We start from the raw sequence: 25,465 nt of genomic DNA on the forward strand, positions 1-25,465 counted from the left end.
TGTGCGTCGCTGTGCGAAGTCGTGTGTCAGTTCGAGCGGGCTGTCAGCCAGATCGTGATTGCCACGATCCCGCCGAGTCCGAAGATCCAGATGAAGAGGCCCTCAGAGACAGGACCGAGGTTGCCGAGGCCGAAGCCACCGACGGAAGGCGTCTCATCGAGGTACTTGAGGTACGTGATGATGTTGGCCTTCTGCTCAGGCGTGATGTTGTCATCGTTGAAGACGGGCATGTTCTGCGGGCCGATCAGCATGGCGTCATACACGTGGTTGGCGGCAACTCCTGCGAGGGGAGGAGCGAACTTGCCCTCGGTAAGAGCACCGCCTGCTCCGGCAACGTTGTGGCACATCGCGCAGTTGATGCGGAAGAGTTCGGCACCCTCTGAAGCATCACCTTCACCGGTCAGGTACTCGTCTGACGGGATAGCCGGGCCGGGCGCCTTCGACGCCACGAACTCCGCGAGAGCCGAAACCTGCTCCTCGGTGAACTGCACGGGCTTCTTCTCGGCCTGGGGACCGGTAGCGGCGAGCGGCATACGACCGGTGCCCACCTGGAAGTCCACAGAGGCAGCCCCGACGCCGATGAGCGTCGGCCCCTGGGTCGTGCCCTGGAGGTTCATGCCGTGGCAGGTTGCGCAGTTCGCCGCAAACAGCTTGCTGCCGTCCTCGATGGTGACTTCCGCTGCCGCACTGGTCTCAGCCGTGGCACTGGTGGTGAAGAGCGCGTACGTTCCGCCGGTCGCGAGGAGGCCCACCACGATCAGTGCGACGGTGGCAAAAGGAGAACGTCGACCTGCCTGGCGCTGCGTGCGATTCTGTCGTGCTGGCTTTGTGGCCATGCTGCGTGGGATTCCTTTGTTCATCAGGGTGATGGTCTCGTGAGGTTCCGGCTATTTCAGGATGTAGATGACAATGAAGAGGCCAATCCAGACTACGTCGACGAAGTGCCAGTAGTAAGAGACCACGATGGCACTGGTGGCCTCTTTATGACCGAAGTTCTTCACGGCGAATGCGCGACCGATCACGAGCAGGAAAGCGATGAGTCCGCCGGTGACGTGCAGTCCGTGGAATCCGGTAGTGATGTAGAACGCTGAGCCGTATGAGTCGCTCTGCAGGCTGACGTGTTCGGAAACCAGTAGCGCGTACTCATACACCTGGCCGGCAACGAAGGTGGCGCCCATGGCGTAGGTGAGGTAGAACCACTCGACCATTCCCCATTTCCAGAACTGTCCGAGAGTGCCAGTGCGCCTGGCCTGCAGTCGCTCCGCGGCGAAGACACCGGCCTGGCAGGTAAAGGACGAGAGCACCAGGACGATCGTGTTGATCGCCGCGAAGGTCACGTTGAGCTTCGCCGTCTCTTCGGCCCACAGACCCGGCGACGTGGATTTGAGGGTGAAGTAGATGGCAAACAGGCCTGCGAAGAACATGACTTCGCTGCCGAGCCAAACGATCGTGCCCACAGCGACGACGTTGGGGCGGTTAACCGTCTGTGCTCCTAGAGAGCGAGTCAATGAGGCTGTAGTCACCCCTCTATTATGCTTGATTCTCGAGGCGGGTTTTGTCATTCGGCGGGTCTGTCGCGACTCGCTCGTTAGGATTTGACCATGGCACGAGAGCGAACATGGCCCGGCATCCTCGCAACTCTGGTCGAGGGTGACGATCTGTCGATCAGCGATGCCGAATGGGCCATGAAAAGCGTCATGGCGGGGGAGTCAACGCCGGCGCAACTTGCCGGTCTACTCGTGGCTCTGCGCATCAAAGGCGAGACCGTCGACGAGATCGTCGGCTTCAGGGATGCCGTGCTTGCGCGATCCCTTCCGCTCGACGTCGATCCCATGGTTCTCGACATCGTCGGCACCGGGGGTGATCCCTATGGGGCGGTGCTCAACATCTCCTCTGTGGCGTCGATCATCGCTTCGGCGGCAGGAGTTCCCGTAGTCAAGCACGGCAATCGGGGGGCGAGTTCGGCATCCGGTGCGTCCGACGTGCTGTCGGCCCTCGGCGTGAACCTCGACATCCAGCCACCCAGGGTCGCCGAGGTGCTGCGCGAGACCGGGATCACCTTCGCCTTCGCTGCGTTATTCCATCCAGGATTCCGCCATGCCGGCCCGACTCGCAAGGAGTTGGGGATCTCCACCCTGTTCAACATCCTCGGGCCCTTGTGCAACCCGGCGCGACCCGAAGCGTCAGCGGTGGGAGTGTCATCCCTCGAACGAGTGCCGCTCGTGGTCGGCGTGTTCCGCTCCCGCGGGGCGACCGCGCTGGTGTATCGAGGCGACGATGGGATCGACAAGCTCACGACGACCGGACACAGCCACATCTGGGAGGTGTCGCGCGGGTTCGTCAGCGAATACGATCTCGATCCCGCTGACCTCGGCATTCCGCGAGCTGACATCCAATCGCTTCTCGGAGCCGATCCCGAGCACAATGCCGGCGTTGCGAGGAGCGTCCTTGCGGGGGAGCGGGGGCCCGTCCGCGACGTCATCCTGCTCAACGCCGCAGCAGGATTGACGGCTTTCGACCTCGCTCAGAATCCGGAACAGCTGCAGAAGCCGATCCTGGGCAGGCTGGCCGAACAACTCGAGAGGGCGGCCGCCGTCGTCGACTCGGGTCGCGCTGCGGAAAAACTCGCCGAATGGGCTGCTGCCACGAACCGGGTGTGACGATCGAGGCGTCGGGCTCCTAGCCGACCACGCCGTCCAGATAGACCCATGCGCCCGATTCTCTGACGAATCGACTGTTCTCTCGTTGCGATCCTGGCCCGTCGGGCGCGCGGTAGTGTGCCTCGAACTCCACGGTTCCCTCATTGTCGAGCATTCCTCCGCGGGTCCGACCGAGAATGTCGAGTCTGGTCCATCGCAGGTCGTCATCGAGACTCAGGTCTGACGGTCGTGTCGATGAATGCCACGTCGCCAGCAGGTACGCGAGGTCGCCGACCGCGAACGCGCTGAACCGCGAACGCATGAGGCGCTCGGCGGTCGACGCAGGGGAAGGCCCCGCGTGCAATGGCCCGCAACACTCGCCGTACGGCAGGGCTGACAGGCAGGGGCAGCGTGATGAGGAGTCCAGCATCCTGCTACTCGGTCCCGCCGCCAGAAAAGGCGTCAGTTTTTGCTCTCACGCTGGTCTCCTTCCGTTGTCGGGCACCAATACCGTTGAGAATCAGCTGCGCAGGATCCTGTCGATCGACTTTCCCCTGGCCAGTTCGTCGACGAGCTTGTCGAGATATCGCACCTTTTGCATCACCGGTTCCTCGATATCTTCCACCCGAACGCCGCAGATGACACCGGTGATCAGCGATGCGTGCGGATTCACTCGAGCATCGTCGAAGAAGTCTTCGAACGGGGTCTCCGCAACAAGGTGCTTCGCCAACTCGGTCTCTGTGAAGCCCGTCAACCACGTAATGACCTGATGGAGTTCCGCTGTCGTGCGGCCTCTCTTCTCCACCTTCGTCACGTAAAGGGGATAGACCGAGGCAAACGGCGTGCGATAGATGCGCCGGAGGGTTGCGTCATTGGTCGCCACGTCGGAATTCTAACCAGCGATGCGCCACTCTCGCCATCGCGACCGGAATCGCCTACCGAGTGGGGCGCGTCGTGCTGCCGTTGCGTTTGGCGGAAATCCTGCGCCGCGCGTCTGCGATCACTTTCTGGCCCTGCGGGCTCTTGACTGCCTTGGCGACTATGGGGAGCATGACCGGGAGAAACCTCAGAAGGCGGAGCATGTGGTGGCGATCACTTTCGGTAAGGCGGGGAAGCAGTCGCCCGGATGGCGCCCTCTTGCCGCGTAAGACCATCGTGATCGATCGTCCGGTCAAGCGCGATTCCTGCCGGACCGTTGACTGCGGCTGGCAAATATGGCAGGCGGCGCGCGAGTCGTTCCATGGCCCGAATCGGATGTGTACGACGTGTACATTTTGGCTATCGTGTCCCCATGACGAAACTCCGAGTCCATAACCTTGCAGTCTCTCTGGATGGATTTGCCACGGGGGAGGGCCGCACGTTCGATGCACCGTTCGGTCATGCGGGAGATCGACTCATGCGCTGGTTTTTGCCCACGGAGACTTTCGTCGCATCGACTGGACATGAGGATGAGGCCATCGGAGCGGGAACGCACGGTGTCGATGACGCTTTTGCTGCCGCGACTCAGCGGGGGATCGGAGCGGAAATCATGGGCAGGGGCAAGTTCGGCCCCCAGCTCGGACCATGGGAGGACGAGTCATGGCGCGGCTGGTGGGGCGAGGAGCCTCCGTTCCACTCGCCGGTTATCGTGTTGACGCACCATGAGCGACCCGACCTCTCGGTAGGCGAGACACAGTTCCTGTTCCGGGACGTGCTCCCGGTCGAGGCTCTTGCCCTGGCAACCGAACAGGCTGGTGGTCTCGACGTTCGACTCGGTGGCGGACCGACAGTCGTGCGCGAGTTTCTCGCGGCCGACCTCGTGGACCACCTGCACGTCGTGGTTTCGCCGATCCTGTTGGGCAGGGGCGTGAGGTTATGGGACGACCTGGAAGCCCTCGAGCAACGGTTCGAGGTCGAGGTCACTGTTTCTCCCTCGGGGGTTGTGCATTATGTATTCACCCGTGACCCGCAATGACGCTCAACGCGCGGGACCAGTGGTGCGATGGCGCCAATACCGGGGCAGCGCTGAGAGGATGATGATCTCGCTATGAGCAGCACGGAAACCGGGGGTCGGGACGAGAACTCGATGTCGGCGCCATCTCTTCCCGAAAGCATGACCACGGGCAAGGCGAGCCCCGCGAAGGCTGCTGTCGGAGACACGCCAGTGTTCGACTACCTCGCCAGCCTCCCGCAGCCTCAGCGTGGCATCGCCGAAGCCGTCGATGTACTGGCGGCCAATACGCTTCCCGATCTCCAGCGAGCCGTGAAGTGGGGAATGGCGTATTACGGCGTTGGCGACGGCTGGTGTTTCTGCTGCGGCGCCTTTGCCGGACACGTCAAGCTCATGTTCATCAACGGTGGAGTGCTGAACCCGGTGCCTCCGGTCACGCCGGTGGCGATGGGCAAGTTGACCCGCGGCGTCGAGCTCGCGTCCATCGAGGAACTCGATGAGGTCCAGATAGCGGCGTGGATGACAGACGTCGCATCCCGGCCCGGGATCGGGGGCAGGGAGGGCTGACTCCGCCGGGTGCGCGCAGGGATAGCGCACACGGCAGCCGTGATTCCGCGGGGGAGCGCGCGTTCTGAGAATGTATGAAAGAATCTGCGCATGGACGCAGATAACCGTCAATGCGGGCGGGAGCCGGACAGTGAGTATGTCGAGCTTGCCGTTGAGGTGTTTATGATGCTGGCAGATGCGACTCGTGTGCGCATCATCCTGGCACTGCGGGATGCCGGAGAGCTGTCGGTGAATCACCTGGCTGAGCTCGTAGAAAAGTCGCCGGCGGCCGTCTCCCAGCACCTCGCCAAGTTGCGCCTGGCGCGAATTGTCGCCACACGGCACGAGGGGACGAGAGTGTTCTATCGCCTGGAGAACGAGCATGCAACGCAACTTGTGTCTGACGCGATCTTCCAGGCCGAGCACTCTCTCGGCGGCACCCCCCGTCACCATCACGATCAGGCGGGGGAGTCGGCGTGACCCGCGAGAGCATGCAGCACGAGCACGAGCACGAGCACGAGCACGAGCACGAGCACGAGCACGGCCACGAGCACGCGCACGGCCACGAGCATCCCACCGGGATCAAAGGTTTCTTCTATGGTCTTTTCGTGCCGCACAGCCACGACGCGGCCGATGCCATCGACGACGCTCTCGAGGCCAGCGCGGAGGGCATCAGGGCGCTCAAGATCAGCCTGATCGTCCTGCTCGTGACGACGATCCTGCAGTTCTTCGTGGTGCTCATCAGCGGTTCGGTCGCCCTGCTCGCAGATACGATCCACAACTTCTCAGACGCTCTCACGGCAATCCCGCTGTGGATTGCGTTCGTCCTCGGCCGACGAGCCGCATCGCGTCGCTACACCTTCGGGTATGGCCGCGCCGAAGACCTAGCGGGACTCTTCATCGTGGGTGTCGTCGCGGCGTCCGCGATCGTGGCCGCCTGGCAGTCGATCGGGCGCCTGGTCAATCCCCAACCGCTCGACAACCTGTGGTGGGTTGTCGCGGCCGGAATTATCGGTTTTATCGGCAACGAGGCTGTCGCGATCTATCGGATACGAGTCGGTCAACGGATCGGTTCGGCTGCGCTGGTGGCGGACGGCGTACACGCGCGCACGGACGGGTTCACCTCGCTGGCTGTCGTCATCGGAGCTATCGGAGTGATGCTCGGGTTTCCGCTTGCAGATCCGATCGTAGGACTGCTGATCTCGGCGGCGATCATCATCCTGTTGTGGGGTACCGTTCGCAGCATCGGCAGGCGCCTCATGGACGGGATCGAGCCCGAACTGCTCGAAAAAGCGGAACACGCCCTCGAGCACACACCCGGCGTGCTTTCGGTGGATCGCCTGCAGCTTCGCTGGGTCGGGCATCGCCTGCAGGGGACTGCCACGATCCAGGTGCTGAGCGGCAGTTTGTCGGAGGCCGAGTCGGTCGTCCACGCCGCTGAGCACGAACTGGGTCACGTGCTGCCGAACCTTGATGACATCACTATCAGCACCATCACCACCGCTGGTCGTCATCACGCTTCACACAGCCACGACCACTGAAGACAGGTTTGGTATTCGGTGCCTAGTGCGCAAGTCCAATGATGGAGCGCAGCGCCTGCAGCCCCTGAGGCGTGCCGGGCCAGTGGCGGTCGAGGGCGGCTGCACCCGCATGGCGGGTGGCGAATCGGAGCACGAGCGCCACGATGATCGCATCATCCGCGTAGCCGATAACCGGGATGACGTCGGGCACCAGGTCGATCGGCAGCAGCAGGTAGACCACCAGCACGATGAGCCAGATGCGCACGCCCCGAGGAACAGCCGGGTCGGCGGCGAGCCGGCGGGTAAGGCGCACGACGTCGGGCCCCAGGCGCAGCGCATCGATCAGCTTTACCTTCTCGGCCTGTCCGCGGGAAACCCACGCGAGGGCGGCGATGAGCGCGAGCCACAGCAGCAGGAGCCCGCCGGCCACGCTGAGTAGTATCTGCCACCATTCCATCCGCAAAGGCTATCGGGACCGGCGTTCGCGCGGCGCGGGAGGCTCAGCCGATTTCCCACTCGACACGGGAAAGACTGGCGCTCACATCAGTTACTTGACATAATGTGCATTATCGGATGTTATTCAAGGCTCTTAGGAGGCTGGATTAACCCGGCTCACAAAACGGCTGAGAGCTTCCGCGGCGGCCTCGTGGTCGATGGCGTCAGGCTCTCCGGACATCGTGATGGTTCCGACGACCTGTCCGTCGACTCGGAGTGGAATGGATCCACCGTGGGCCTTGAACGTGTCGTGATCGACGTCGTCCCGTTCGGTGAACGGCGTACCTGCCTCGAGGTGGCGAAGCTTTACGAGAAGCGATGGCTCCCCGAAGCGATTCACCGTCGCTGCTTTGCCTGCCAGCCACGGGTCGTTGCCGGCGCCCGTCGACTTCAGCTTGGCCCTGAACACGAGATCGCCGGCCAGCACGATGTCGACGGCCAGCGAAAGATCCCATTCCTGGATGACCTGCACGGCGATCAGGCCGAGCTCCACCGCGTCGTCATTGTCCATGCGCGGCAGCTCGATCGAGTTGAGGTAGTCGAGGTCGGCAGCGGTGTATTCCGGAACGGGACGGGTCATCGGTTCTTCTCCTCGAGTTGCGAGCGGACGAGCTGGACGAGTTCGGCGGGTTCGAACAGTTCTGCCGTGGTCTCCAGTTCCTCCAGTGTCCACCATTTGTGCTCGAGCACATCCACGCGCTCGTCATCGGTCCAGAGTGCATCAGAGGGGGTGAAGGCATCGACGGTGGCCGTGTAGAACACGGCGTGGCCGGTGTCGTGGTCGGCGGCATCCCACTGCACGAGAAAGTCGTGAGCCCAGACCGGCTCCCCCAGGTTCGGAATGACGAGACCGGTCTCTTCCTCGAGTTCGCGCGCGGCAGCCCGAAGATGGTCCTCGCCGGGGTCGACTCCCCCGCCGGGCGTGAGCCAGCGTGCGACTCCGCTGGTGTCAGGAGCCAGCGTGAGAAACATGAGGAATCGTTCATCCCGATCGAACAACAGCACCCTGCTCGTCAGCCGGTTCACCGGAGGTTCGCCGTTCACAGGTATCGCCCGAACCACTCGATGATGGCATCGAAGCGTTGAACGCGGTGGCGCGGCGAGCCCGAGCGACTGAGCTCGTGATTTTCGCCGGGAAACACGAGCAACTCCGAGTCGACGCCGTTGAGTTTCACCCTGGCGAACCACGTCTCGGCCTGCGAGATCGGGCAGCGCAGGTCGTCTTCGGAATGGATCACCAGGGTCGGCGTCCTGACCTGTCCGGCCACGGCCTGAGGGCTCTGCGCCCGGATGAGCTCACGATCGGTTCCCGTGTACTGCTGCGGGAAGAACCACCCGATGTCTGATGACCCCACGAACGCTTCGGGATCGAGGAATCCACGCTCGACGATCGCCGCGGCAAAGCGGTGATCGTGGGCGATGATCCACGCCGTCAGGTAGCCACCGTAGGAGCCGCCGAGGATGCCGAGCCGAGTCGCGTCGAGGTCGGGGTGAGCGGCCAGCGCGCCATCGAGGAAGTCGAGCACGTCATCCATGTCGACCGTGCCCATGGCTCCGGTGATCGATCGACCGTGCTGCTGGCCGTATCCGGCGCTTCCCCGCGGGTTGCAGAACACGACGGCGTACCCGGCATCGGCATAGACCTGCGCTTCGTCGAAGAGATGCACCGAATACGAGGCGAACGGCCCGCCATGGATCATCAGCAGCGTGGGATGCGGCCCCTCCCCCGCTGGAGTCATGATCCAGCCATGAATGGGATAGCCGTCGCGACCGGCGATGGTGGATTCCGTGGCCTGGAGAATGCCGGCGCCCCGTAGCGACGCTGAGAAATCGGTGAGCGGAGTGACCACGCCGTCCTCGAGCCTCCCGACGTCGCCGAACGTCGTGGGCGAGGCGTATGTCACGACGATCGTATCTCCGGATGCCGCCTGCCCCTCGATCTCGATAGAGCCGCTGGTCAGCGCGCTCGAGCCGCCGGGTGACACGGACAAGAGTTGTCGCGTTCCATGGGTGCGATCCTGCACGAGGACAGCGTCACTCGCGAAAGACAGGTGCGAACCGACTTCCCCCGGATCGACAGAGTCGGGATCCGTGAGCCGCACGGGCGTGCCGCCATCGAGCCTGTAGAGGGCAGGATTCGTGCCGACGAAGCCCAGACCGGACTCCCCCATGTCGGTCGCAATGGCGTAGACGGTGCCATCGCCCGCCGTTTCGAAGCTGCTGTAGCTGAGTGAACCGAGCTCGGTGAGAGCCGTCGACCCCCTCCAGATCTGGTCGAGCAGGTCGGTATCCCTGGATTCGTGCTGCGCCGAGATCCAGGCGATCTCGTCACCGATGAAACGCACGCAGGTGTGGTCTGCGTCTCCGTTCGTCAGCTGTGTCGACGCCGGAACCGGATGGTAGTCCGGCAGGGAGCCGTCGGTCCTGGGGGCCGTCTCGTATGCCGGCTCTCCTCCAGCCTGCGGCACGTCGACGATGAAGACGTGGGCCCGCCTGTCGTTCGTATACCCGAGTCCGTTCGATTTGTAGTTCAGGCCGGTGACGCGCCGTGGGGGTTCGGCGGCGGCGCCGAGATCATCGACAGTCCCATAGCGCCCCTGCTCCGGAACCCGCGAAACGTAAGCGATCCTGGTCGAATCGGGCGACCACTGGATGTCTCTGACCCCCAGTTTCGCGTCGGTGAGCTGGTGGGGCTCGCCGCCGTGCGCATCCATCACGTAGAGCTGAGGCGCTGCGCCCTTGAGGCTGCGGATGAAGGCGATGCTGTGCCCGTCGGGGCTGAAGGCGGGCGCCGTGTCCAGCCGACCACGGGTGATGCGACTGGTTCCGGAACCGTCGACCTTCACGCTCCATAACTGGCCGACGTCCGCGTCGGCATCCAGCGATGGATGGGTGACGCTGACAACCACGGTCGACGCATCGGGAGACAGGCTCGGACGCGAGACGCTGTACAGCTTCTCGATATCTGTCGCCCGCATGAGTCAGGCTCCCTGGAAGTCTGACACGTCTCCGACATAGCGCGTGTGGTTGTCCGGCACCGGTTCGACAGCCGCTGCGGCCACCTCCGCCGCGAACTCGCTCACGTTGTACAGGCGGCCAGCGGCCTCCTTGCGAGCCTCGATGGCTCCGGGATTGGCGCGCTGCAGCAGGGTCGCCGTGATGGTTCCCTCGATCATGTCGCCGGAGACGACCACGAATTCGATCCCGGCCTCGTCGAGCGTGGGGATGAGGTCGCGGAGCGCATCCTCTCCCGCTCGCTTGCTGAGGGCGACGGGCAGGTACTCCGGCATGGTTTCGACCGTCTTGATGAAGTGCGCCTGGTGGCTGGTCACGAAGACTATGCGCGAACCCCGGTGCAGCAATGGCATCATGGCCGCCAGGAAGTCGACCTGGGCGTCGCGATTGAGCTTCATCGCGTAGTCCTCGGACATGCCGCTTTCCATGCCGCCCGAGGCGTTGAGTACGAGGATGTCGAGCTCGCCGTACGCCCCACGGATCTGTTCGACCATGGAGCCGACGGAGTCAGGATCGGTTAGATCGGCTCCGATGGCGATAGCCTCAGCACCGCTCTCCTGCAGCTTGGCCACGAGCTTCAGCGCCCTGGCCTCCTTGTTGCGGAAGTTGATGACGACGCGCGCTCCGGCCTCGGCGAAGTAGCTGACGGTGTCGGCACCGATGCCGCGAGAGGAGCCCGTCACCAGGACGCGCGAGCCGGACAGGGAACCAGGAGCGAGTGGAGTGTTCACGATACGACTGTATCGCCGCCACGCCTCAGGCCGTCACGGCCCCGTTGTCGCACCAGGGTGATAGCGTCAAGGCAGCCGAACGGCAGCAACGCAGCAACGACACGGGAGCGCCGCCAGATGTTTGTCGACCTGACGCAATACCTCTGGATCATGTGGCTGTCGATCGTGGTGCTCTTCGTCATCGTCGAGCTGCTGACTCTCGAGTTCACCTTCCTTATGCTGGCCGCGGGCAGCCTCATCGGCGGCCTCGGTGCAAACCTGCTCGGCCTCGAGTGGTGGGCCCAGATAGGTGCGGCGGCGGCTCTGTCTGCGCTGCTCCTCTTCACGATCAGGCCACTGCTGCTGAAGACCCTGCATAAGGGTGCGGATCTCACGCCCAGCAACCTCGATGCGCTCTACGGGATGACGGCTCGCGTCACGCGCGACTTCATCGACGGCGACGGCATGGTCAAACTCGCGAACGGTGAAACCTGGACGTCGCGAGCGGCTCCTGGGCTGATGCTGCGTGAGGGTGACCGGGTGACGGTTCGCGCCGTCCACGGATCGATCGTCGAGGTCGATAGCCCTCCCCTGACTCCGCCCACTGCGCCCGCCGCCCCCTGATCCCCCAACGAAAGGCACATCTCATGCTCGACCCAGGAGCTTTCCTCGGCCAGATTTTCGTGATCGTCCTGCTCGCCATTGTGGTGATTTTTGTGCTGGTCATCCTCTTCCGATCGATTCGGATCATCCCGCAGGCCAGCGCGGGCGTCGTCGAACGGCTCGGAAAGTACCACAAGACGCTCACGCCGGGCCTGAACATCCTCGTCCCCTTTATCGACCGCGTTCGACCGCTCATCGACATGCGCGAACAGGTCGTGTCGTTCCCGCCGCAGCCGGTGATCACCGAAGACAACCTCGTCGTCTCCATCGACACCGTCGTGTTTTTCCAGGTCACGGATGCCCGGGCCGCCACTTACGAGATCGCGAACTATCTCGGCGCCGTCGAGCAGCTGACCACGACGACCCTGCGTAACGTCGTCGGTGGCCTCAACCTCGAGGAAGCCCTGACCTCGCGAGACAACATCAATGGCCAGCTCAGGGTCGTGCTCGATGAGTCGACCGGCAAGTGGGGCATCCGAGTCGGTCGGGTCGAGCTCAAGGCCATCGATCCGCCCATCTCCATCCAGGACTCGATGGAAAAGCAGATGCGCGCAGAGCGGGACCGTCGCGCGCAGATCCTCACCGCGGAGGGAACGAAGCAGGCCGCGATCCTCCAGGCCGAGGGCTCACGCCAGGCGAGCATCCTCGAGGCAGAGGGCTACGCCCAGGCTGCCGTCCTGAGGGCCAAGGGTGACGGTGAAGCGATCGCCACGGTCTTCGGCGCGATTCACGCCGGTGATCCGACGGCGGACCTGCTGGCCTACCAGTATCTCCAGACCCTTCCGAAGCTCGCCGAGGGCGACTCGAACAAGATGTGGATCATCCCGTCGGAACTGACCGAAGCGCTCAAGGGCATCAGTGCCGGGTTCCTCGGCGGTGCCGCGGCGGGCCGCGGCCCGACTCCCCCGACCCCGTAGGCCAGTGCCCAGGGACTCGACTTCCGGATATCTCTCCCCCGCCGTCCCCCGCGTGTTCGCGCACCGGGGGCTTGCGGTGGATGCGCCCGAGAACACCATGCTCGCCTTCGCCAGGGCCATCGCGGCCGGCGCGACGTATATCGAGACCGATGTGCACGCCAGTGCCGACGGTGTTGCGATCATCGCCCACGACCCCGACCTGTCGCGCGTGGCCGGGCGCTCCGGGCGGGTCGACCAGCTCACGGCCGCCGAGCTCGGCAGGATCGACCTCGGACACGGTCAGTTCTTCTGCACCCTCGCCCAGGCTCTCACCAGCTTCCCCGACACGCGATTCAACATCGATGTGAAGTCGGCCTCTGCCGTCGCCCCGACGATCTCGAGCATCACGAATGCCGGTGCTGTGCACCGCGTGCTCGTGACCTCATTCGATGAACGCCGGCGATCGGCGGTTGCGCGCGGACTGCCCGGGGTGGCATCCTCGGCGTCGGCTTCCCGGCTGCTGCCTGCGCTGGTGGCGGCGAAGCTGCGGATCGCGCCTCTGGTGACGTGGTCGCTCCGCGGCCTCGTCGCCGTTCAGGTTCCCGAGAAAGCGGCGGGGATGCGCATCACGCGCCCCTCCGTCATCGCGGCATTCCATGCCGCCGGGGTGGAAGTGCACGTCTGGACGATCAACGACCCGGCGCGGATGCGCAGCCTGCTGGAGCTCGGAGTGGATGGGATCGTCACGGACCGGGCCGACCTGGCCCTCGCGGTGGTCGCAGAGCTGAACTGACGCGCGGGACGCGTTCGCGGCATCCGCCATTCCTATAGTTTGCTGTGAACCGACTGGGAACCCAGCGTGCTTGAAAGGATATGCCCAGCTTGTGGGTTTATACCTGTAGTGACCGCGAGATGAGAAGGAGGCCACACAATGGCAGACCGTAGTTTGCGCGGGATGAGACTTGGCACTCAGAGCCTACAGAGCGAAGAGGGCGTGGAATTTTCCCCGCGAAAGAAGAGCGTGTACAGGGCCGCTGACGGCAGCACCTTCGAGGTGATCTTTTCCGCAGACGCCGAAGTGCCCCAGCAATGGGAGTCACCGAAGTCCGGACTCGAGGGCGTGCTCCTCACGGCCGACGGTGAGCCCGTCGTGCTGGACGAGACCGACGTGAAGATCCCGCGCAGTCACTGGGACATGTTGCTCGAGCGCCGCACGCGGGCCGAGCTCGAAGAGTTGCTCCAGGAGAGACTCGACTACCTCCGCTCCCGCAAGGGCCAGCAGAAGATCGGCGCATAGCGGCTGACAGCCGACTAGCGCGACCGAGCCCCTGAGCGTGACATGCTCATGCTCTTGCGAGGCCTCAGGGTCGCCTCAATCCCCCATGCGGTGACCCTGAGCAGAGCCTCCACGACGATCCCGGAGTGCATCTTGGATTGCCCGGTCTCCCGTTCGACGAAGGTGATCGGGTATTCCACCACGCGGTGGCCCGTGCGCTCGAGCCGCCAGGCCATCTCCACCTGGAAGCAGTATCCCTGTGACGAGATCGCGTGCAGGTCGAGATCTCTGAGCGCACTGGCCCTGAAGACTCTGAACCCCGCAGTGATGTCCCGGATTCGCGACCTGAGCATCACGCCCGAGTACCAGTTTCCCGTGCGTGAGATCGCTTTACGTATCGCGGGCCAGTTCACCACCGAACCGCCATCCACCCAGCGCGATCCGATCACGAGTTCGGCTCCGCTCTCCGCAAGAGCGAGCATGGCCGGCACAGACTCCGGATCGTGCGACCCATCCGCATCCATCTCGACGATGAACTCGTAGCCTTCGCCGAGTGCCAGCTCGAAGCCGGCAAGGTAAGCCTGTCCCAGCCCATTCTTTCCTGCCCGATGGAGCACGCGCATCCCGGGATCAGCTTCCGCCAGGCGATCGGCGAGTTCACCCGTGCCGTCGGGGCTGGAGTCGTCAACGACCAGAAGGTCGGCCGCGGGCACCGCCTCACGGATCCGGGTCACGATGCGTTCGAGACCATCGATCTCGTTGAACGTGGGCACGATGATGAGGGTGTTAGCCACGTCGTCTCCTGACGATAAAACCGGCGATGGCGATACTCGCCAGGCCGAGGCCCGAGACGAACCATTCGAGTTCGCGACCCAGGGTCACTGCGGGGGTCACGGTGGTGCTGAGTTCGACGTCCTGGACCATCGAGCCCGGCTCGTACCAGGGCAACTGCTGCACGATCGACCCGTCAGGGGCGATGACAGCGCTCAGCCCCACAGTCGAGATGTTGACGACGCTGCGACCCAGCTCCATGGCCCTGATCCGCGCGATCGCGAGTTGCTGGGCACTCTCGTCGGTCATGCCGAAGTCTGCGTTGTTCGAGGACGCGAAGATCACCTGGGCGCCCTCCTCGACGGAATCCGTCAGTAGCTGGTCATCCACGATGTCGAAGCAGATGTTTACCCCGACGATCACGCCATTCACGTCCATGACCATGTCGGTCGTTCCCGGCGTGTAGTCACGGCCGATCAGGTCGATGAGCTCAGGCGCGAACGGCCGCCAGAATGCTCGGTCAGGCACATACTCGCCGAACGGAACCGGATGCTTCTTGTTGTAGAGATCCAGCGCGCCCTCCCCCGACTTCCAGAGCATGACGGTGTTGTAGAACTTATCGTCGGGGTTAGTGATGCCCTGGGCGATGAGCGGGGCATCCATCTGCTCTGATACGAAGTCGAAGACCTGGCCGGTGTAATCATCGGTGAGCGGATCTGCGTATGTCGTGCCCTCCGGCCACAGCACGACATCGACCTTCTCGCCGAACAGGGGCACCGTCGCATCGAGTTGCGCCTGCAGCAGTTCATTCGCGGTGGACCCATCGAAGTATCCGGCTTCGCCCGCGCCCTGCACGGCGGCGACCCGCAGTGAGCCCTCGACGGGCACCTGCCACGCCGGAATTGCCAGCAGTACGGCCGCGAGCCCGACCGGCACTGTCGCCCGTGCCAACCGGGGCGCACCCAGCACCCTGACGCATTCCACAGTCACCGCTACGAGCAGCACCATTATGAAGCTCACGCCGGACATCCCCAGCCAGCCGAACAGCGGGGCGAACGGACCGTCGGACTGGGACATCGCGGCCCGTCCCCACGAGAATCCGCCGTACGGCCAGACCGCGGCCCAGGCTTCGCGCGCGGTCCACAGTCCCGCGACCGCGATCGGCTGCAGCGCGATCCTTCCCAGTACGCCGGGCCAGACCCGGGGCATCCACCGGTATGCGAGCGCAATCGCGAGGCCTCCCAGCGCGGCAAACAACGACTCGAGCACCGACAGGGCCGCCATCGGCAGCAGTCCGAGAAAGAGGGAGGCCCAGGAAATCTGGGTGAGATAGAACGAGAGGCTCGCCACGAACGCAACGAGCAGGGCACTCCCGTTGCGCCGACCGATGAGACAGGCGAGTACGAGACCGATGCCGACGAACGTGAGCGGCCAGTATCCCTTATCAGGGAAGCCGGCATCCATGACGGGACCGGATGCCACGGCAACGACCAGCGCGGCCCACAGTGGCAGCACGGCGCGGGTGAGAGGCGCCGGCCGCAGTCCGGAGAAGGTGAAGAGCCCGACGACGGGTCGTGTCGCCAGGTTGATGCTCACCGTTCAAGCATATTTGCTTCAGCAGGTTGCTTGCTGTGAGGGTGGTAAGCCCCGGACATACTTCGGTGCGGTCGGACCTGGCATCCGACCGCACCGAAATTCCTTGCAGAAGGCCTAGTGCTTGGTGGCCTTCTCTGCGCCGATCCCCGTGAGGGATCGCACTTCCATCTCAGCCTGCTTCTCCGGGCTCTCGACGCCCTTGTCGAGCACGGTCACGATCCACCCCAGGAAGAACGCGAGGGGAATCGAGATCAGCCCGGGATTGGAAAGCGGGAAGATCGCGAAGTTGGCCCCGGGGATCATCGATGTGGGGCTGCCAGACACGACCGGGGAGAGCGCGATCAGCACGATCGCGGAGATGAGCCCGCCATACATGCTCCACACGGCACCCCTGGTGGTGAAGCGCTTCCAGAACAGCGAGTACAGGATGGTCGGCAGGTTGGCGGACGCCGCGACGGCGAAGGCCAGTGCCACCAGGAAGGCGATGTTCTGCCCATTGGCCCCGATGCCGCCGACGATCGCGACGATGCCGATGACGACAACCGTGCGACGGGCGACCTTGACCTCGTCTTCGGGCCGGGCCTTTCCCTTCTTGATGACACTGGCGTAGATGTCATGCGCGAAGGATGCCGCGGCCGTGATGGTCAACCCGGCCACGACCGCGAGGATCGTGGCGAAAGCCACCGCGGAGATCAGGCCGAGCAGCAGCGGCCCTCCGAGTTCGAACGCGAGCAGTGGAGCCGCGGAGTTCGCGCCACCCGGTGCTGCGGCAATGGCCTCCGGTCCGATCAGTGCGGCGGCGCCGTAGCCCAGCACGAGAGTGAAGATGTAGAAGATCCCGATGAGCCAGATCGCCCAGACCACGCTGCGGCGGGCTTCCTTCGCGGTCGGCACTGTGTAGAAGCGCATCAGCACGTGAGGCAGGGCTGCAGTTCCGAGCACGAGCGCGAGGCCGAGCGACAGGAAGTCGAGACGGCTGGCATCGCTGACGCCGTACTTCAGCCCGGGGTCGAGGATCGCCGGGTTGTTCGCCGTCGCTACAGCGTGATCGAGCAGCGACGACAGGTTGAAGCCGTGCAGAGCGAGCACCCAGACCGTCATCACTGCAGCACCGCTGATCAGCAGCACAGCCTTGATGATCTGAACCCAGGTGGTGCCCTTCATGCCACCGACGAGCACGTAGAGGATCATCAGGCCACCGACCACGGTGATGACGATCGACTGCCCGACCTTGTCGTTGATTCCGAGCAGCAGTGAGACCAGCCCGCCGGCGCCGGCCATTTGTGCAAGGAGGTAGAAGAAGCAGACCACGAGGGTTGTGGTTGCCGCCGCAATGCGCACAGGGCGCTGCTTGAGCCTGAACGAGAGCACATCGGCCATCGTGAACTTGCCGGTGTTGCGCAGCAGCTCGGCCACCAGCAGGAGGGCGACCAGCCATGCGACCAGGAATCCGATCGAGTACAGGAAGCCGTCGTAGCCCTGGATGGCGATAGCCCCGACTATCCCGAGGAAGGAGGCGGCCGAGAGGTAGTCCCCCGCGATCGCTGCGCCGTTCTGTGGTCCCGTGAAGGACCGGCCAGCGGCGTAATAATCGGCCGCCGTGTTGTTGTTCTTGCTCGCCCTGAAGACGATGATCATCGTGATCGCAACGAATCCGAGGAAGATCCCGATGTTCAGGATCGGGTTACCCGGTGCGCTCGACGCGGCTTCCATGTACAGCATCAGCGGGCCGCCTTATCGTTCTGGGATTCGGGGATCTCGACGCTGTCGCGGATCTCAGTCGCAATGGGGTCGAGGTGCTTGTTCGCGTACGAGACGTACCAGGTGGTCACGATGAAGGTCGTGGCGATCTGCGCCAGTCCCAGCAGGAGTCCGAGATTCACACTCCCAAAGACCGGAGTCGACATGAAGTCGTGTGCGTACGCGGCGAGCAGCACGTAGGCCACGTACCAGAGCAGGCAGCCGATGACGACGGGGAACACGAAGTTCCTGTGGCGTCGCTTCAGGGTTCGGAAATTCTCGGACTCTCTCAACGCCGCGAAGTCTGCGACGGGGGCCGCATCCTCAGCGATCGGGGCTTCATTGCCCATGGTGTCTCCCAAGTGACTCGGCGTCGACGACGACGTCGACGGTTCCGTGGTGCGGATCGCCCCCATACTGACCCACGTTGCCCGACCCGTGGCCTCTCTGCCGCTCGTCGTCGCCCAACGGCATCGATAGTGCGGCGAACGGCGAGAAGAGTTCGGTGAACGATGGCCTATCGTGGGCACCATGACGTGGTCGGTGTTGATCGCCCTGGCCGTGGGAACTGCGGCCGGGCTCGGTATTGCGGTGATCTACGCCCTCGCGCGGAGGTATGCGCGAGGTTCCAGGGAACTCGGCACCGACGCTGAACGCGCTACCTTCGAGACACTCAACCTCGCATCGCGTGCTGCCACCCACCTGCGCGGCGGGCTGCTCGCCGGGGATACGGCTCGGGCAGCACGGTACCTGCGCGTGCTGCTGAACTGTGAGGTGCTCGTGATCGTCGACGAGCGCGGGGCCATCGCCGTCGATGGTGGTTCCGATCGCGTGCGAGCCTCTGCGGAACGACTCGCCCAGGCCGCGAGGCAGAGCGGGCACGTGGAGTTATCGCGAGCGGTCGTGCAGCTCGAGCACGGTGACCGGGACGCTGTTGCTGCACCGATCATGATCGGGGGCAGGGCCATCGGGGCGATCGTCGCGTTCTCGCGCTCTGTCAGACCCGGTCTCGTGAGAGCGACCGACGAGGTCGCCGACTGGGTGGCAGCCCAACTCGAACTCGCCGAACTGGATGCCTCGCGGGCAGCGTTGGCCGAGGCAGAGGTGAGGGCGCTCAGGGCACAGATCAGTCCGCACTTCATCTACAACGCCCTCAATGCGATCGCGTCGTTCATCACCACGGATCCACCGAAGGCACGAGATCTGGTGCTCGAGTTCGCAGACTTCACCAGGTACTCCTTTCGACGCGATGGAGACTTCACGACGATCGCCGAGGAACTGGGTAGCGTGCACTCCTACCTGAAGCTCGAGCGCGCGAGATTCGGGGACAGGATCGCGGTGACCCTCCAGATCGCTCCCGAGGTGCTCGGCACCGTCATCCCCTTCCTCAGCGTGCAGCCGCTCGTCGAGAATGCCGTGCGACACGGGCTCGAATCGAAGGAGGGTGGTGGGCGCATCACGATCACCGCAGAGGATTCGGGGTCGTATGCGCAGATCACCGTGGAAGACGACGGCGTCGGCATCGACCCGGAGATCCTGCGTGATGTGCTCGCCGGGCGGCCGAGCACGGGACATATCGGACTGAGAAATGTGGATTCGCGCTTGAGGCAGGTGTACGGCAACGCGCACGGGCTGGTGGTGGAGACCAATGTCGATGCCGGTACCCTCGTGACGATGCGCGTACCGAAATCCCAACCGGGACACCTCGCGGGCGAGGAGCAGGGGCGATGACGCACCCGGTTGATGCAGACCAAACCGGCCTCACCGTGCTCGTCGCGGATGACGAGCTGCCGGCGGTCGAAGAGTTGGCGAGGATGCTGCGCGACGACAGCAGGATCGGCACCGTCTATCGGGCGTCATCGGGTTCCGACGCGATCCGTCAGCTCGCCACCACGAACGTGGATGTGGCGTTTCTGGACATCCACATGCCGGGACTGTCGGGATTCGACCTGGCGCGAGCGATCGCCCGCTTCGATCGTCGGCCCGCGATTGTCTTCGTGACCGCCGACGAGGATGGGGCTATCGAGGCCTTCGACCTCGAGGCCGTCGATTACCTGTTGAAACCGGTGAGGGCCGAGCGGGTGGTGCGATGCATCAGCCGCATCATCGACGGGCTCGAGTCGCGAACGCCCGCTGCTGTGCCCGCCCGAGAGGGCCTCATCGCGGTCACGGTGGGTTCCACGACCCGCATGATCCGGCGTGAGGACGTGCATTACGTGCAGGCCCAGGGCGATTACGCGAGGCTGTTCACGGACGGGTCCAGCCACCTCGTGCGGATCCCGCTCTCCGACCTCGAACGCCAGTGGGCCGACGCAGGTTTCCTGCGCATCCATCGCTCGTATCTCATCGACCTCACGAGAATCGACAGGCTCACACTCAGCACAGGTCACCCGAGCGTGACAGTGGCCGGGGCGGAGCTGCCGGTGAGCCGCAGGCTCGTCTCATCGGTCAGGGACGCCGTAGAATCCAACCGCCTCCGGCGACGGCCATGACCGGTGCAGAACAGCGGCCGGTGCGGCCCCGCGAGAGGGTCACGGCTCCAGAGGCGGCGATCAGCCTGCCCGGTGCGGGGGTGGGCCCGACCGACATCGGTACCATTTACGTGCGCTCCCTGGTGCGGTCCCAGTTGAGGCTGGCGATCGCCAGTGCGGCTGGTTTCGTCGTGCTGCTTGCGGGGTTCGGGGCATCGTTCGTGCTTGTACCTGACCTCGGCTCGCTGCTGGTGCTCGGCGTACCGGTGTCGTGGCTCATGCTCGGCTTTGGAGGCTACCCCCTCGTTATCGGAATCGCCGTGATCTACGTCAGGGCAGCACGACGTAACGAGGCCGGATATCTCGCGCTGAGCGACGGCGCCCGACGCGAGTCCGAGGGCGATCCGACGTGAATCCCGTGCTCGGGTACGTCGCCATCGCGCTGGTGACGGCAGCTACCGCCCTCATCGGATTTTTCGGCCTGAGGTTCTCGCGCACCACCGGCGACTTCTACGTGGCGTCGAGAACCGTCAAGCCGTGGTGGAACGCGTCGGCGATCGGTGGGGAATACCTGTCGGCCGCGAGCTTTCTCGGCATCGCCGGGCTGATCCTGCTACAGGGATCGGATGCGCTGTGGTTTCCCATCGGCTACACGGCGGGATACCTCATGCTCCTGTTGTTCGTCGCCGCGCCGCTGCGGCGGTCCGGCGCGTACACGATTCCCGATTTCACCCAGGCGAGGCTCGAATCGACGACGGTGCGACGCATCACCAGCCTCCTCGTCATCGTCATCGGCTGGTTGTATATAGTTCCCCAGCTGCAGGGTGCCGCCCTCACCGTGCGCATCACCACCGGGCTTCCGCCATGGGCCGGAGCGGTGGCGGTCGCCGTGATCGTCGGTGTGGTGGTGGCGGCGGGTGGCATGCGCTCGATCACCTTCGTGCAGGCATTCCAGTTCTGGCTCAAGCTCACGGCCATCGCCGTTCCCGTGGTGTTCATGCTCCTGGTGGTCTCTGACGTTCCGTCGCTCGACCCGTTGGTCGCCTTTCCGGCGGAACTCGCCCCCAGCACTCCGGATATCTATCGAACGGTGTCGCTCCTGGTGGCGCTGCTGCTCGGAACTCTGGGCCTTCCCCACGTGCTCGCGAGGTTTTATACGAATCCTGATGGGGTCGCCGCGCGCACTACGACGCTCATCGTGCTGGCCCTGCTGAGCGTGTTCTACGTGTTTCCCACCATCATCGGCCTGCTCGGTCGAGCCGTGGCGCCTGATCTCGCCGAGCCCGCGGCGGCGGATGCGCTCGTGCTGTTGCTGCCGGGACGGCTGGTCCCTGGCGTGCTCGGAGATGTGCTGACCGCTCTCGTCATTGCCGGAGCCTTTGGCGCGTTCCTCTCGACCTCCACAGGCCTGGTGGTCTCGCTGGCCGGCGTCATCAGCCAGGAAGCTTTCGGCGGCAGCGTGAGAGGCTTCAGGATCGCGGCCGCGCTATCCATCGTGGTCCCTCTCGCCGTGTCCCTGCTGGCTGCGCCCGGCGGGCTCGCGGGGAGTGTCGGGCTCGTCTTCGCCTTCACGGCATCGACGCTCTGCCCCGTGCTCGTCCTGGGGATCTGGTGGCGCGGACTGACCGCCCGCGGCGCCGTGGCAGGGATGCTGACCGGGGGCGCGGCGTGTGGGCTCGCCATCGTGGCGGGAGCCATGGTCGGCCCGGGTGCCGGGGTGGTCTCGTCAGTGCTCGCGCAACCAGCGGCCTGGACCGTACCGCTCGCGGTGGCGGTAATGGTCGGAGTGTCGCTCACCGACAGCCGCCACATCCCTCGCGGGACCGACAGGTTCATGCGCAGACTGCACGTTCCCGAGCGCCCGGGAATCCCCGCGCCATAGCGCCAGGGGTGGAGCCGCTTACGCCACCGAGCTATAGGCGACGATCCCCCGTCGGATCGAGTCGAGCGCGGTGCGCGCCGTGCGACCCACCCCACCGTCGGCGACCACAGACAACTGGTCGAGCAGGTCGATCACCTGCTTCGTCACCCGCACGAAGTCACCGGCCGCCATGTCGGCTTCCCTGAGCACAGCGTCCAGACTGGTGCCGCTGGCCCAGCGATACATCGCGAGGGCGAGCCCCGCGGACAACGGCTGGCTGCCGGGGAGCTTATTGAGCCGCTCCAGGTCGTCGAGCTCGCTCCACAGGTCTCCCGTGCGGTCGAACGCCTCGCGGAACCGACCCCGGGGAAGGTGCCTGTCCCCCAGCTGCCCCTCCTCGCGACGCGGCTCGTAGACGAGCGTCGTCGCCATTGCCGCGAGGGATGCTGGATCGAGTTCGTCCCAGAAACCGCGGCGCAGGGATTCGGCGACGAGCAGGTCCCGTTCGCCGTAGATGCGCCGCAGCATCCTGCCATTCGCATTGAGCGACAGCTCTCCCGCCGTGGTGGTCGAGAGGTAGCCGAGTTGGGAGAGCACGACCGTCACCCGGTCGAAGACCTTGGCGACGGCTCCCGTGCGGCCCCGGATCTGGCTGCTCAACTGGTCGGTTTCCCGCTTGAGCTTCCACCAGCGCTCTGCCCAGCGCGCGTGCTGCTCCCGCTCGGGACAGGCATGGCACGGATGCTGCTTCATCCGCCGCCGGAGGTCGGTGAGCTGTCGCTGGCGACGGTCACGTTCCGCGCGACTGGACGTGTCGGCGCGGGACTGGCCCTTGCGTTCGAGGTCGCTCAGCTCGCGTCTGAGTCCCGAATATTCCGCGAAGTTGCCCAGGTGGCAGCCCATCGATGACGCGTAGCCCTCGAGCGACTGCTCCTGTGACCGTACCTTGCGTGCGAGCTCCACCACGGCGCGGTCGGCCTGGAACTGCGCGAAACTGGACTCCAGGATCTCCCGCGTGCGCTCTCGCCCGAACTGGTCGATGAGGTTCACTGCCATGTTGTACGTCGGTTTGAAACTGGAATTCAGCGGGTACGTACGCCTCGACGCGAGCGACGCGACGGCCTGCGGGTCGAGCCCGTCCACCCACTGGATGACCGAATGCCCTTCGACGTCGATTCCTCGTCGGCCGGCCCTTCCGGTGAGCTGCGTGTACTCCCCCGGCGTGATCGGAACCCGCGCTTCGCCGTTGAACTTCTCCAGCTTTTCGAGCACAACGGTGCGCGCAGGCATGTTGATCCCGAGGGCGAGCGTCTCGGTGGCGAACACGACCTTGACCAGCTTCTTCTGGAAGAGTTCCTCCACCACCTCCTTGAAGGCGGGCAGCAGGCCGGCGTGATGCGCCGCGACCCCGCGCTCGAGGCCGCTCAACCACTCCCAGTAGCCGAGCACGGCGAGGTCTTCGTCGAGGAGGGTGCGACAGCGTTCCTCCACGATGGCGCGGATCTCGTTGCGCTCCTCGATGGTCGTCACACTGATTCCGGCTCTGAGTACCTTCGCCACGGCCTGGTCGCATCCGACCCTGGAGAAGATGAAGAAGATCGCGGGCAGCAGATTCTTGCTGTCCAGCAGCTTCACGACGTCGGGACGATCCATCCGCATCGCCTCGGGCCGACCGCCCTGGCTGTGATTGCGACGAGAGTCGTGTGACCGTCGTGATCCACCAGGTCGCCCGCTGAACCTTGCCAGCTGGGCGAGCTCCGGATTCACCCTGTGGGTCGCCGCCAGCCCTGAGCTGTCGAAGAGGTCGACGAGCTTCGTACGCATCAGGATGTGCTGGTCGAGAGGGACTGGTCGCTCTTCCGAGACGATCACCTCGGTGTCTCCCCTGACCGCCTGCAGCCAGTCGCCGAACTCCTCGGCGTTGGAGACTGTGGCGCTCAGCGACACCATCGTGACGTGCTGCGGGAGATGGATGATGACCTCCTCCCACACCGCCCCGCGGAACCTGTCGGCGAGAAAGTGCACTTCGTCCATCACGACACAGCTCAGGTTCTTCAGCAGGTCCGAATCCGCGTAGAGCATGTTGCGCAGCACCTCGGTGGTCATGACCACGATCCGGGCGTGCGAGTTGATGTTGGTGTCGCCGGTGAGAAGGCCGACGGCATCCTCACCGTATTCTGCCTGCAGCTCCTGGAATTTCTGGTTGCTCAGCGCCTTCATCGGGGCGGTGTAGAAGACCTTGTCGCTCTGCTGCTGCATGGCACGATAGATCGCGAATTCGGCGATGATCGTCTTGCCGGCACCGGTCGGGGCCGCGACGAGCACGCTTTTGCCGCCCTCGACCACCGCACAGGCCGCGATCTGGTAAGGATCGAGGTCGAATCGCTGGGCGGCGCGGAACGACTGGAGGATCGGCAGATCGCGGTTCTTCCTGGCCGCGGCGAACCGTTCGGCCGGCGACAGGATCTGGTCGGTCACAGGTCAGACACCGGCACGCTTCCCGGGGACTCCACCCTCGCGAGCCGGCGGGCCACGGCTCGATCGTGGATCCAGGCCACGCCCACGGCAGCGAAGTACAACACCACCATGGGGATCGCCAGAAGGAACATCGAGACGATGTCGACCGCGGGTGTCGCGACGGCGCAGAACAGGGTGATGACGAGGATCGCGACCCTCCAGCCCTTCAGGATCGCCGCCGCGGTCAGGATGCCGATGAAGTTGAGCAAGACAAGGAAGACCGGCAACACGAAGCCGACCCCGACCGCCAGCACGAGCTTCAGAATGAAGTCGTAGTAGATCCGGGCGTCGAGGATGACGGCATCCTCCTGCGGAGTGAAGGAGGCAAGCAGCTCCACCATGTGCGGGAACAGCAGCCAGCCGGTGAACCCACCCGCGAGGAACAGCGGAACGGCCGAGAAGAAAAAGCCGAACGTGTAGCGCTTCTCCCGGCTGGTGAGGCCGGGAACGAGGAACGCGAAGATCTGGAACAGCCAGATGGGACTCGCGATCAGGATCGCGATGGTGAGCCCGATCTGGAGGTGCAGGTCGAAGGCGGCAGACACCGTCGTGTAGCTGATGGTGGCGGAGTAGTCTTCGGCGATCTTCGTGATCGGCACCCGCATTCCGTCTTTGACGAAATCGGTGAGGCTGGTGACCTGGAAGGGCAGCCTGAGCAGTGCGGAGACGCCTGACCAGTCGACGAAAGCGACGACCGCGGCCACGATAATGGCGACCGCAGAGATGACGAGTCTTTTACGAAGTTCCCGGAGGTGATCACCGAGCGACATCCGCTCGTCGCTTGTGGTGCGCCACCTCCCCGAGCGGGTGGCCACCCGC

The 25,465-nt window shown here is 64.5% G+C and carries 29 protein-coding genes; 13 read left to right on the forward strand and 16 right to left on the reverse strand.

Going from position 1 to position 25,465, the window contains the following annotated elements:
- Positions 1-26: 26 nt before the first annotated feature.
- Both qcrC and ctaE read right to left on the reverse strand, forming a co-directional pair.
- Positions 27-836, reverse strand: coding sequence for a cytochrome bc1 complex diheme cytochrome c subunit (gene qcrC, locus IWX81_RS02320; RefSeq protein WP_199279655.1), 810 nt, complete (start codon positions 834-836; stop codon positions 27-29).
- Positions 837-887: 51 nt separating this feature from the next.
- Entirely contained in the window at positions 888-1,562 is a 675-nt protein-coding gene (gene ctaE / locus IWX81_RS02325; protein WP_199279656.1) for an aa3-type cytochrome oxidase subunit III, read from the reverse strand.
- A 39-nt stretch (positions 1,563-1,601) separates the two neighbouring features.
- Here ctaE and trpD point away from each other — a divergent pair, with 39 nt between their 5' ends.
- On the forward strand, positions 1,602-2,660 hold the full coding sequence (trpD, locus tag IWX81_RS02330; protein WP_199279657.1) for an anthranilate phosphoribosyltransferase: 1,059 nt from the start codon (positions 1,602-1,604) through the stop codon (positions 2,658-2,660).
- Between the two features lie 19 nt (positions 2,661-2,679).
- Here the strand turns inward: trpD and IWX81_RS02335 are convergent, their stop codons facing one another.
- Positions 2,680-3,069: a YchJ family protein gene (locus tag IWX81_RS02335; RefSeq protein ID WP_199279658.1), complete on the reverse strand. Its 390-nt coding sequence runs from the start codon at positions 3,067-3,069 to the stop codon at positions 2,680-2,682.
- 90 nt (positions 3,070-3,159) lie between these two features.
- Complete coding sequence (locus tag IWX81_RS02340) at positions 3,160-3,522, reverse strand: DUF2200 domain-containing protein (RefSeq protein ID WP_199279659.1); 363 nt, start codon at positions 3,520-3,522, stop codon at positions 3,160-3,162.
- 408 nt (positions 3,523-3,930) lie between these two features.
- Here IWX81_RS02340 and IWX81_RS02345 point away from each other — a divergent pair, with 408 nt between their 5' ends.
- From IWX81_RS02345 to IWX81_RS02355, 3 genes are all read left to right on the forward strand, one after another.
- Positions 3,931-4,593, forward strand: coding sequence for a dihydrofolate reductase family protein (locus IWX81_RS02345; RefSeq protein WP_199279660.1), 663 nt, complete (start codon positions 3,931-3,933; stop codon positions 4,591-4,593).
- A gap of 72 nt (positions 4,594-4,665) precedes the next feature.
- Positions 4,666-5,136, forward strand: coding sequence for a DUF1801 domain-containing protein (locus IWX81_RS02350; RefSeq protein WP_199279661.1), 471 nt, complete (start codon positions 4,666-4,668; stop codon positions 5,134-5,136).
- Positions 5,137-5,226: 90 nt separating this feature from the next.
- Positions 5,227-5,595, forward strand: coding sequence for an ArsR/SmtB family transcription factor (locus tag IWX81_RS02355; protein ID WP_199279662.1), 369 nt, complete (start codon positions 5,227-5,229; stop codon positions 5,593-5,595).
- Here IWX81_RS02355 and IWX81_RS14945 read toward each other — a convergent pair.
- A complete protein-coding gene (locus IWX81_RS14945; RefSeq protein ID WP_334592765.1) occupies positions 5,574-5,738 on the reverse strand; it encodes a hypothetical protein in 165 nt (54 codons plus the stop codon). The genes IWX81_RS02355 and IWX81_RS14945 overlap by 22 nt on opposite strands.
- Between IWX81_RS14945 and IWX81_RS02360 the strand changes: the two genes are divergently transcribed.
- On the forward strand, positions 5,724-6,656 hold the full coding sequence (locus tag IWX81_RS02360; RefSeq protein WP_334592767.1) for a cation diffusion facilitator family transporter: 933 nt from the start codon (positions 5,724-5,726) through the stop codon (positions 6,654-6,656). The two genes, IWX81_RS14945 and IWX81_RS02360, sit on opposite strands and share 15 nt — an antisense overlap.
- Positions 6,657-6,678: 22 nt before the next feature.
- Here the strand turns inward: IWX81_RS02360 and IWX81_RS02365 are convergent, their stop codons facing one another.
- The 5 genes from IWX81_RS02365 to IWX81_RS02385 form a co-directional block, all read right to left on the reverse strand.
- Positions 6,679-7,092: a YkvA family protein gene (locus tag IWX81_RS02365; RefSeq protein ID WP_199279663.1), complete on the reverse strand. Its 414-nt coding sequence runs from the start codon at positions 7,090-7,092 to the stop codon at positions 6,679-6,681.
- Between the two features lie 132 nt (positions 7,093-7,224).
- Positions 7,225-7,710: a heme-degrading domain-containing protein gene (locus tag IWX81_RS02370; protein WP_199279664.1), complete on the reverse strand. Its 486-nt coding sequence runs from the start codon at positions 7,708-7,710 to the stop codon at positions 7,225-7,227.
- Complete coding sequence (locus IWX81_RS02375) at positions 7,707-8,192, reverse strand: NUDIX hydrolase (protein WP_334592772.1); 486 nt, start codon at positions 8,190-8,192, stop codon at positions 7,707-7,709. The genes IWX81_RS02370 and IWX81_RS02375 overlap by 4 nt, the downstream gene beginning before the upstream one ends.
- Positions 8,171-10,108: a S9 family peptidase gene (locus IWX81_RS02380; RefSeq protein WP_199279666.1), complete on the reverse strand. Its 1,938-nt coding sequence runs from the start codon at positions 10,106-10,108 to the stop codon at positions 8,171-8,173. The genes IWX81_RS02375 and IWX81_RS02380 overlap by 22 nt, the downstream gene beginning before the upstream one ends.
- A gap of 3 nt (positions 10,109-10,111) precedes the next feature.
- On the reverse strand, positions 10,112-10,876 hold the full coding sequence (locus IWX81_RS02385) for an SDR family oxidoreductase (protein ID WP_199279667.1): 765 nt from the start codon (positions 10,874-10,876) through the stop codon (positions 10,112-10,114).
- A gap of 117 nt (positions 10,877-10,993) precedes the next feature.
- Here IWX81_RS02385 and IWX81_RS02390 point away from each other — a divergent pair, with 117 nt between their 5' ends.
- The 4 genes from IWX81_RS02390 to IWX81_RS02405 all read left to right on the forward strand — a co-directional run bounded on the left by IWX81_RS02390 (position 10,994) and on the right by IWX81_RS02405 (position 13,711).
- Entirely contained in the window at positions 10,994-11,479 is a 486-nt protein-coding gene (locus IWX81_RS02390) for an NfeD family protein (protein WP_199279668.1), read from the forward strand.
- Positions 11,480-11,502: 23 nt separating this feature from the next.
- Positions 11,503-12,435 (forward strand): SPFH domain-containing protein, encoded by a 933-nt coding sequence (locus IWX81_RS02395; RefSeq protein WP_199279669.1) that lies wholly within the window; start codon positions 11,503-11,505, stop codon positions 12,433-12,435.
- Positions 12,436-12,439: 4 nt separating this feature from the next.
- Complete coding sequence (locus IWX81_RS02400; RefSeq protein ID WP_334592777.1) at positions 12,440-13,207, forward strand: glycerophosphodiester phosphodiesterase family protein; 768 nt, start codon at positions 12,440-12,442, stop codon at positions 13,205-13,207.
- A 138-nt stretch (positions 13,208-13,345) separates the two neighbouring features.
- Positions 13,346-13,711 carry an RNA polymerase-binding protein RbpA gene (locus IWX81_RS02405; RefSeq protein WP_199279670.1) on the forward strand — a complete coding sequence of 122 codons (366 nt, stop codon included), beginning with the start codon at positions 13,346-13,348 and terminating at the stop codon, positions 13,709-13,711.
- A 14-nt stretch (positions 13,712-13,725) separates the two neighbouring features.
- Here the strand turns inward: IWX81_RS02405 and IWX81_RS02410 are convergent, their stop codons facing one another.
- The 4 genes from IWX81_RS02410 to IWX81_RS02425 all read right to left on the reverse strand — a co-directional run bounded on the left by IWX81_RS02410 (position 13,726) and on the right by IWX81_RS02425 (position 18,147).
- Complete coding sequence (locus IWX81_RS02410) at positions 13,726-14,484, reverse strand: polyprenol monophosphomannose synthase (protein WP_199279671.1); 759 nt, start codon at positions 14,482-14,484, stop codon at positions 13,726-13,728.
- Complete coding sequence (gene lnt, locus IWX81_RS02415; RefSeq protein WP_334592780.1) at positions 14,477-16,057, reverse strand: apolipoprotein N-acyltransferase; 1,581 nt, start codon at positions 16,055-16,057, stop codon at positions 14,477-14,479. The genes IWX81_RS02410 and lnt overlap by 8 nt, the downstream gene beginning before the upstream one ends.
- 114 nt (positions 16,058-16,171) lie before the next feature.
- Entirely contained in the window at positions 16,172-17,779 is a 1,608-nt protein-coding gene (locus IWX81_RS02420) for a solute symporter family protein (protein ID WP_199279672.1), read from the reverse strand.
- Positions 17,779-18,147: a DUF485 domain-containing protein gene (locus IWX81_RS02425; RefSeq protein ID WP_199279673.1), complete on the reverse strand. Its 369-nt coding sequence runs from the start codon at positions 18,145-18,147 to the stop codon at positions 17,779-17,781. Before IWX81_RS02425 ends, IWX81_RS02420 begins: the two co-directional genes overlap by 1 nt.
- Positions 18,148-18,328: 181 nt before the next feature.
- On the opposite strand from IWX81_RS02425, the gene IWX81_RS02430 reads away from it, so the two are divergent.
- From IWX81_RS02430 to IWX81_RS02445, 4 genes are read left to right on the forward strand one after another with little or no spacing between them, the layout of a single operon-like run.
- Positions 18,329-19,528, forward strand: coding sequence for a sensor histidine kinase (locus IWX81_RS02430; RefSeq protein ID WP_199279674.1), 1,200 nt, complete (start codon positions 18,329-18,331; stop codon positions 19,526-19,528).
- Positions 19,525-20,289: a LytR/AlgR family response regulator transcription factor gene (locus IWX81_RS02435; RefSeq protein ID WP_199279675.1), complete on the forward strand. Its 765-nt coding sequence runs from the start codon at positions 19,525-19,527 to the stop codon at positions 20,287-20,289. Before IWX81_RS02430 ends, IWX81_RS02435 begins: the two co-directional genes overlap by 4 nt.
- On the forward strand, positions 20,286-20,681 hold the full coding sequence (locus tag IWX81_RS02440) for a hypothetical protein (protein ID WP_334592783.1): 396 nt from the start codon (positions 20,286-20,288) through the stop codon (positions 20,679-20,681). The genes IWX81_RS02435 and IWX81_RS02440 overlap by 4 nt, the downstream gene beginning before the upstream one ends.
- Positions 20,678-22,150, forward strand: a complete 1,473-nt coding sequence (locus IWX81_RS02445) for a sodium/solute symporter (RefSeq protein ID WP_199279676.1) — start codon at positions 20,678-20,680, stop codon at positions 22,148-22,150. The genes IWX81_RS02440 and IWX81_RS02445 overlap by 4 nt, the downstream gene beginning before the upstream one ends.
- An 18-nt stretch (positions 22,151-22,168) precedes the next feature.
- Here the strand turns inward: IWX81_RS02445 and IWX81_RS02450 are convergent, their stop codons facing one another.
- Positions 22,169-24,607: a DEAD/DEAH box helicase gene (locus tag IWX81_RS02450; protein ID WP_199279677.1), complete on the reverse strand. Its 2,439-nt coding sequence runs from the start codon at positions 24,605-24,607 to the stop codon at positions 22,169-22,171.
- The gene (tatC, locus tag IWX81_RS02455; RefSeq protein WP_334592786.1) at positions 24,604-25,461 is read right to left on the reverse strand and encodes a twin-arginine translocase subunit TatC; all 858 of its coding nucleotides are present in this window, start codon (positions 25,459-25,461) and stop codon (positions 24,604-24,606) included. The genes IWX81_RS02450 and tatC overlap by 4 nt, the downstream gene beginning before the upstream one ends.
- Positions 25,462-25,465: the final 4 nt, after the last annotated feature.

The sequence above is a fragment of the Salinibacterium sp. CAN_S4 genome (assembly GCF_015752305.1).
GTDB lineage: Bacteria > Actinomycetota > Actinomycetes > Actinomycetales > Microbacteriaceae > Rhodoglobus.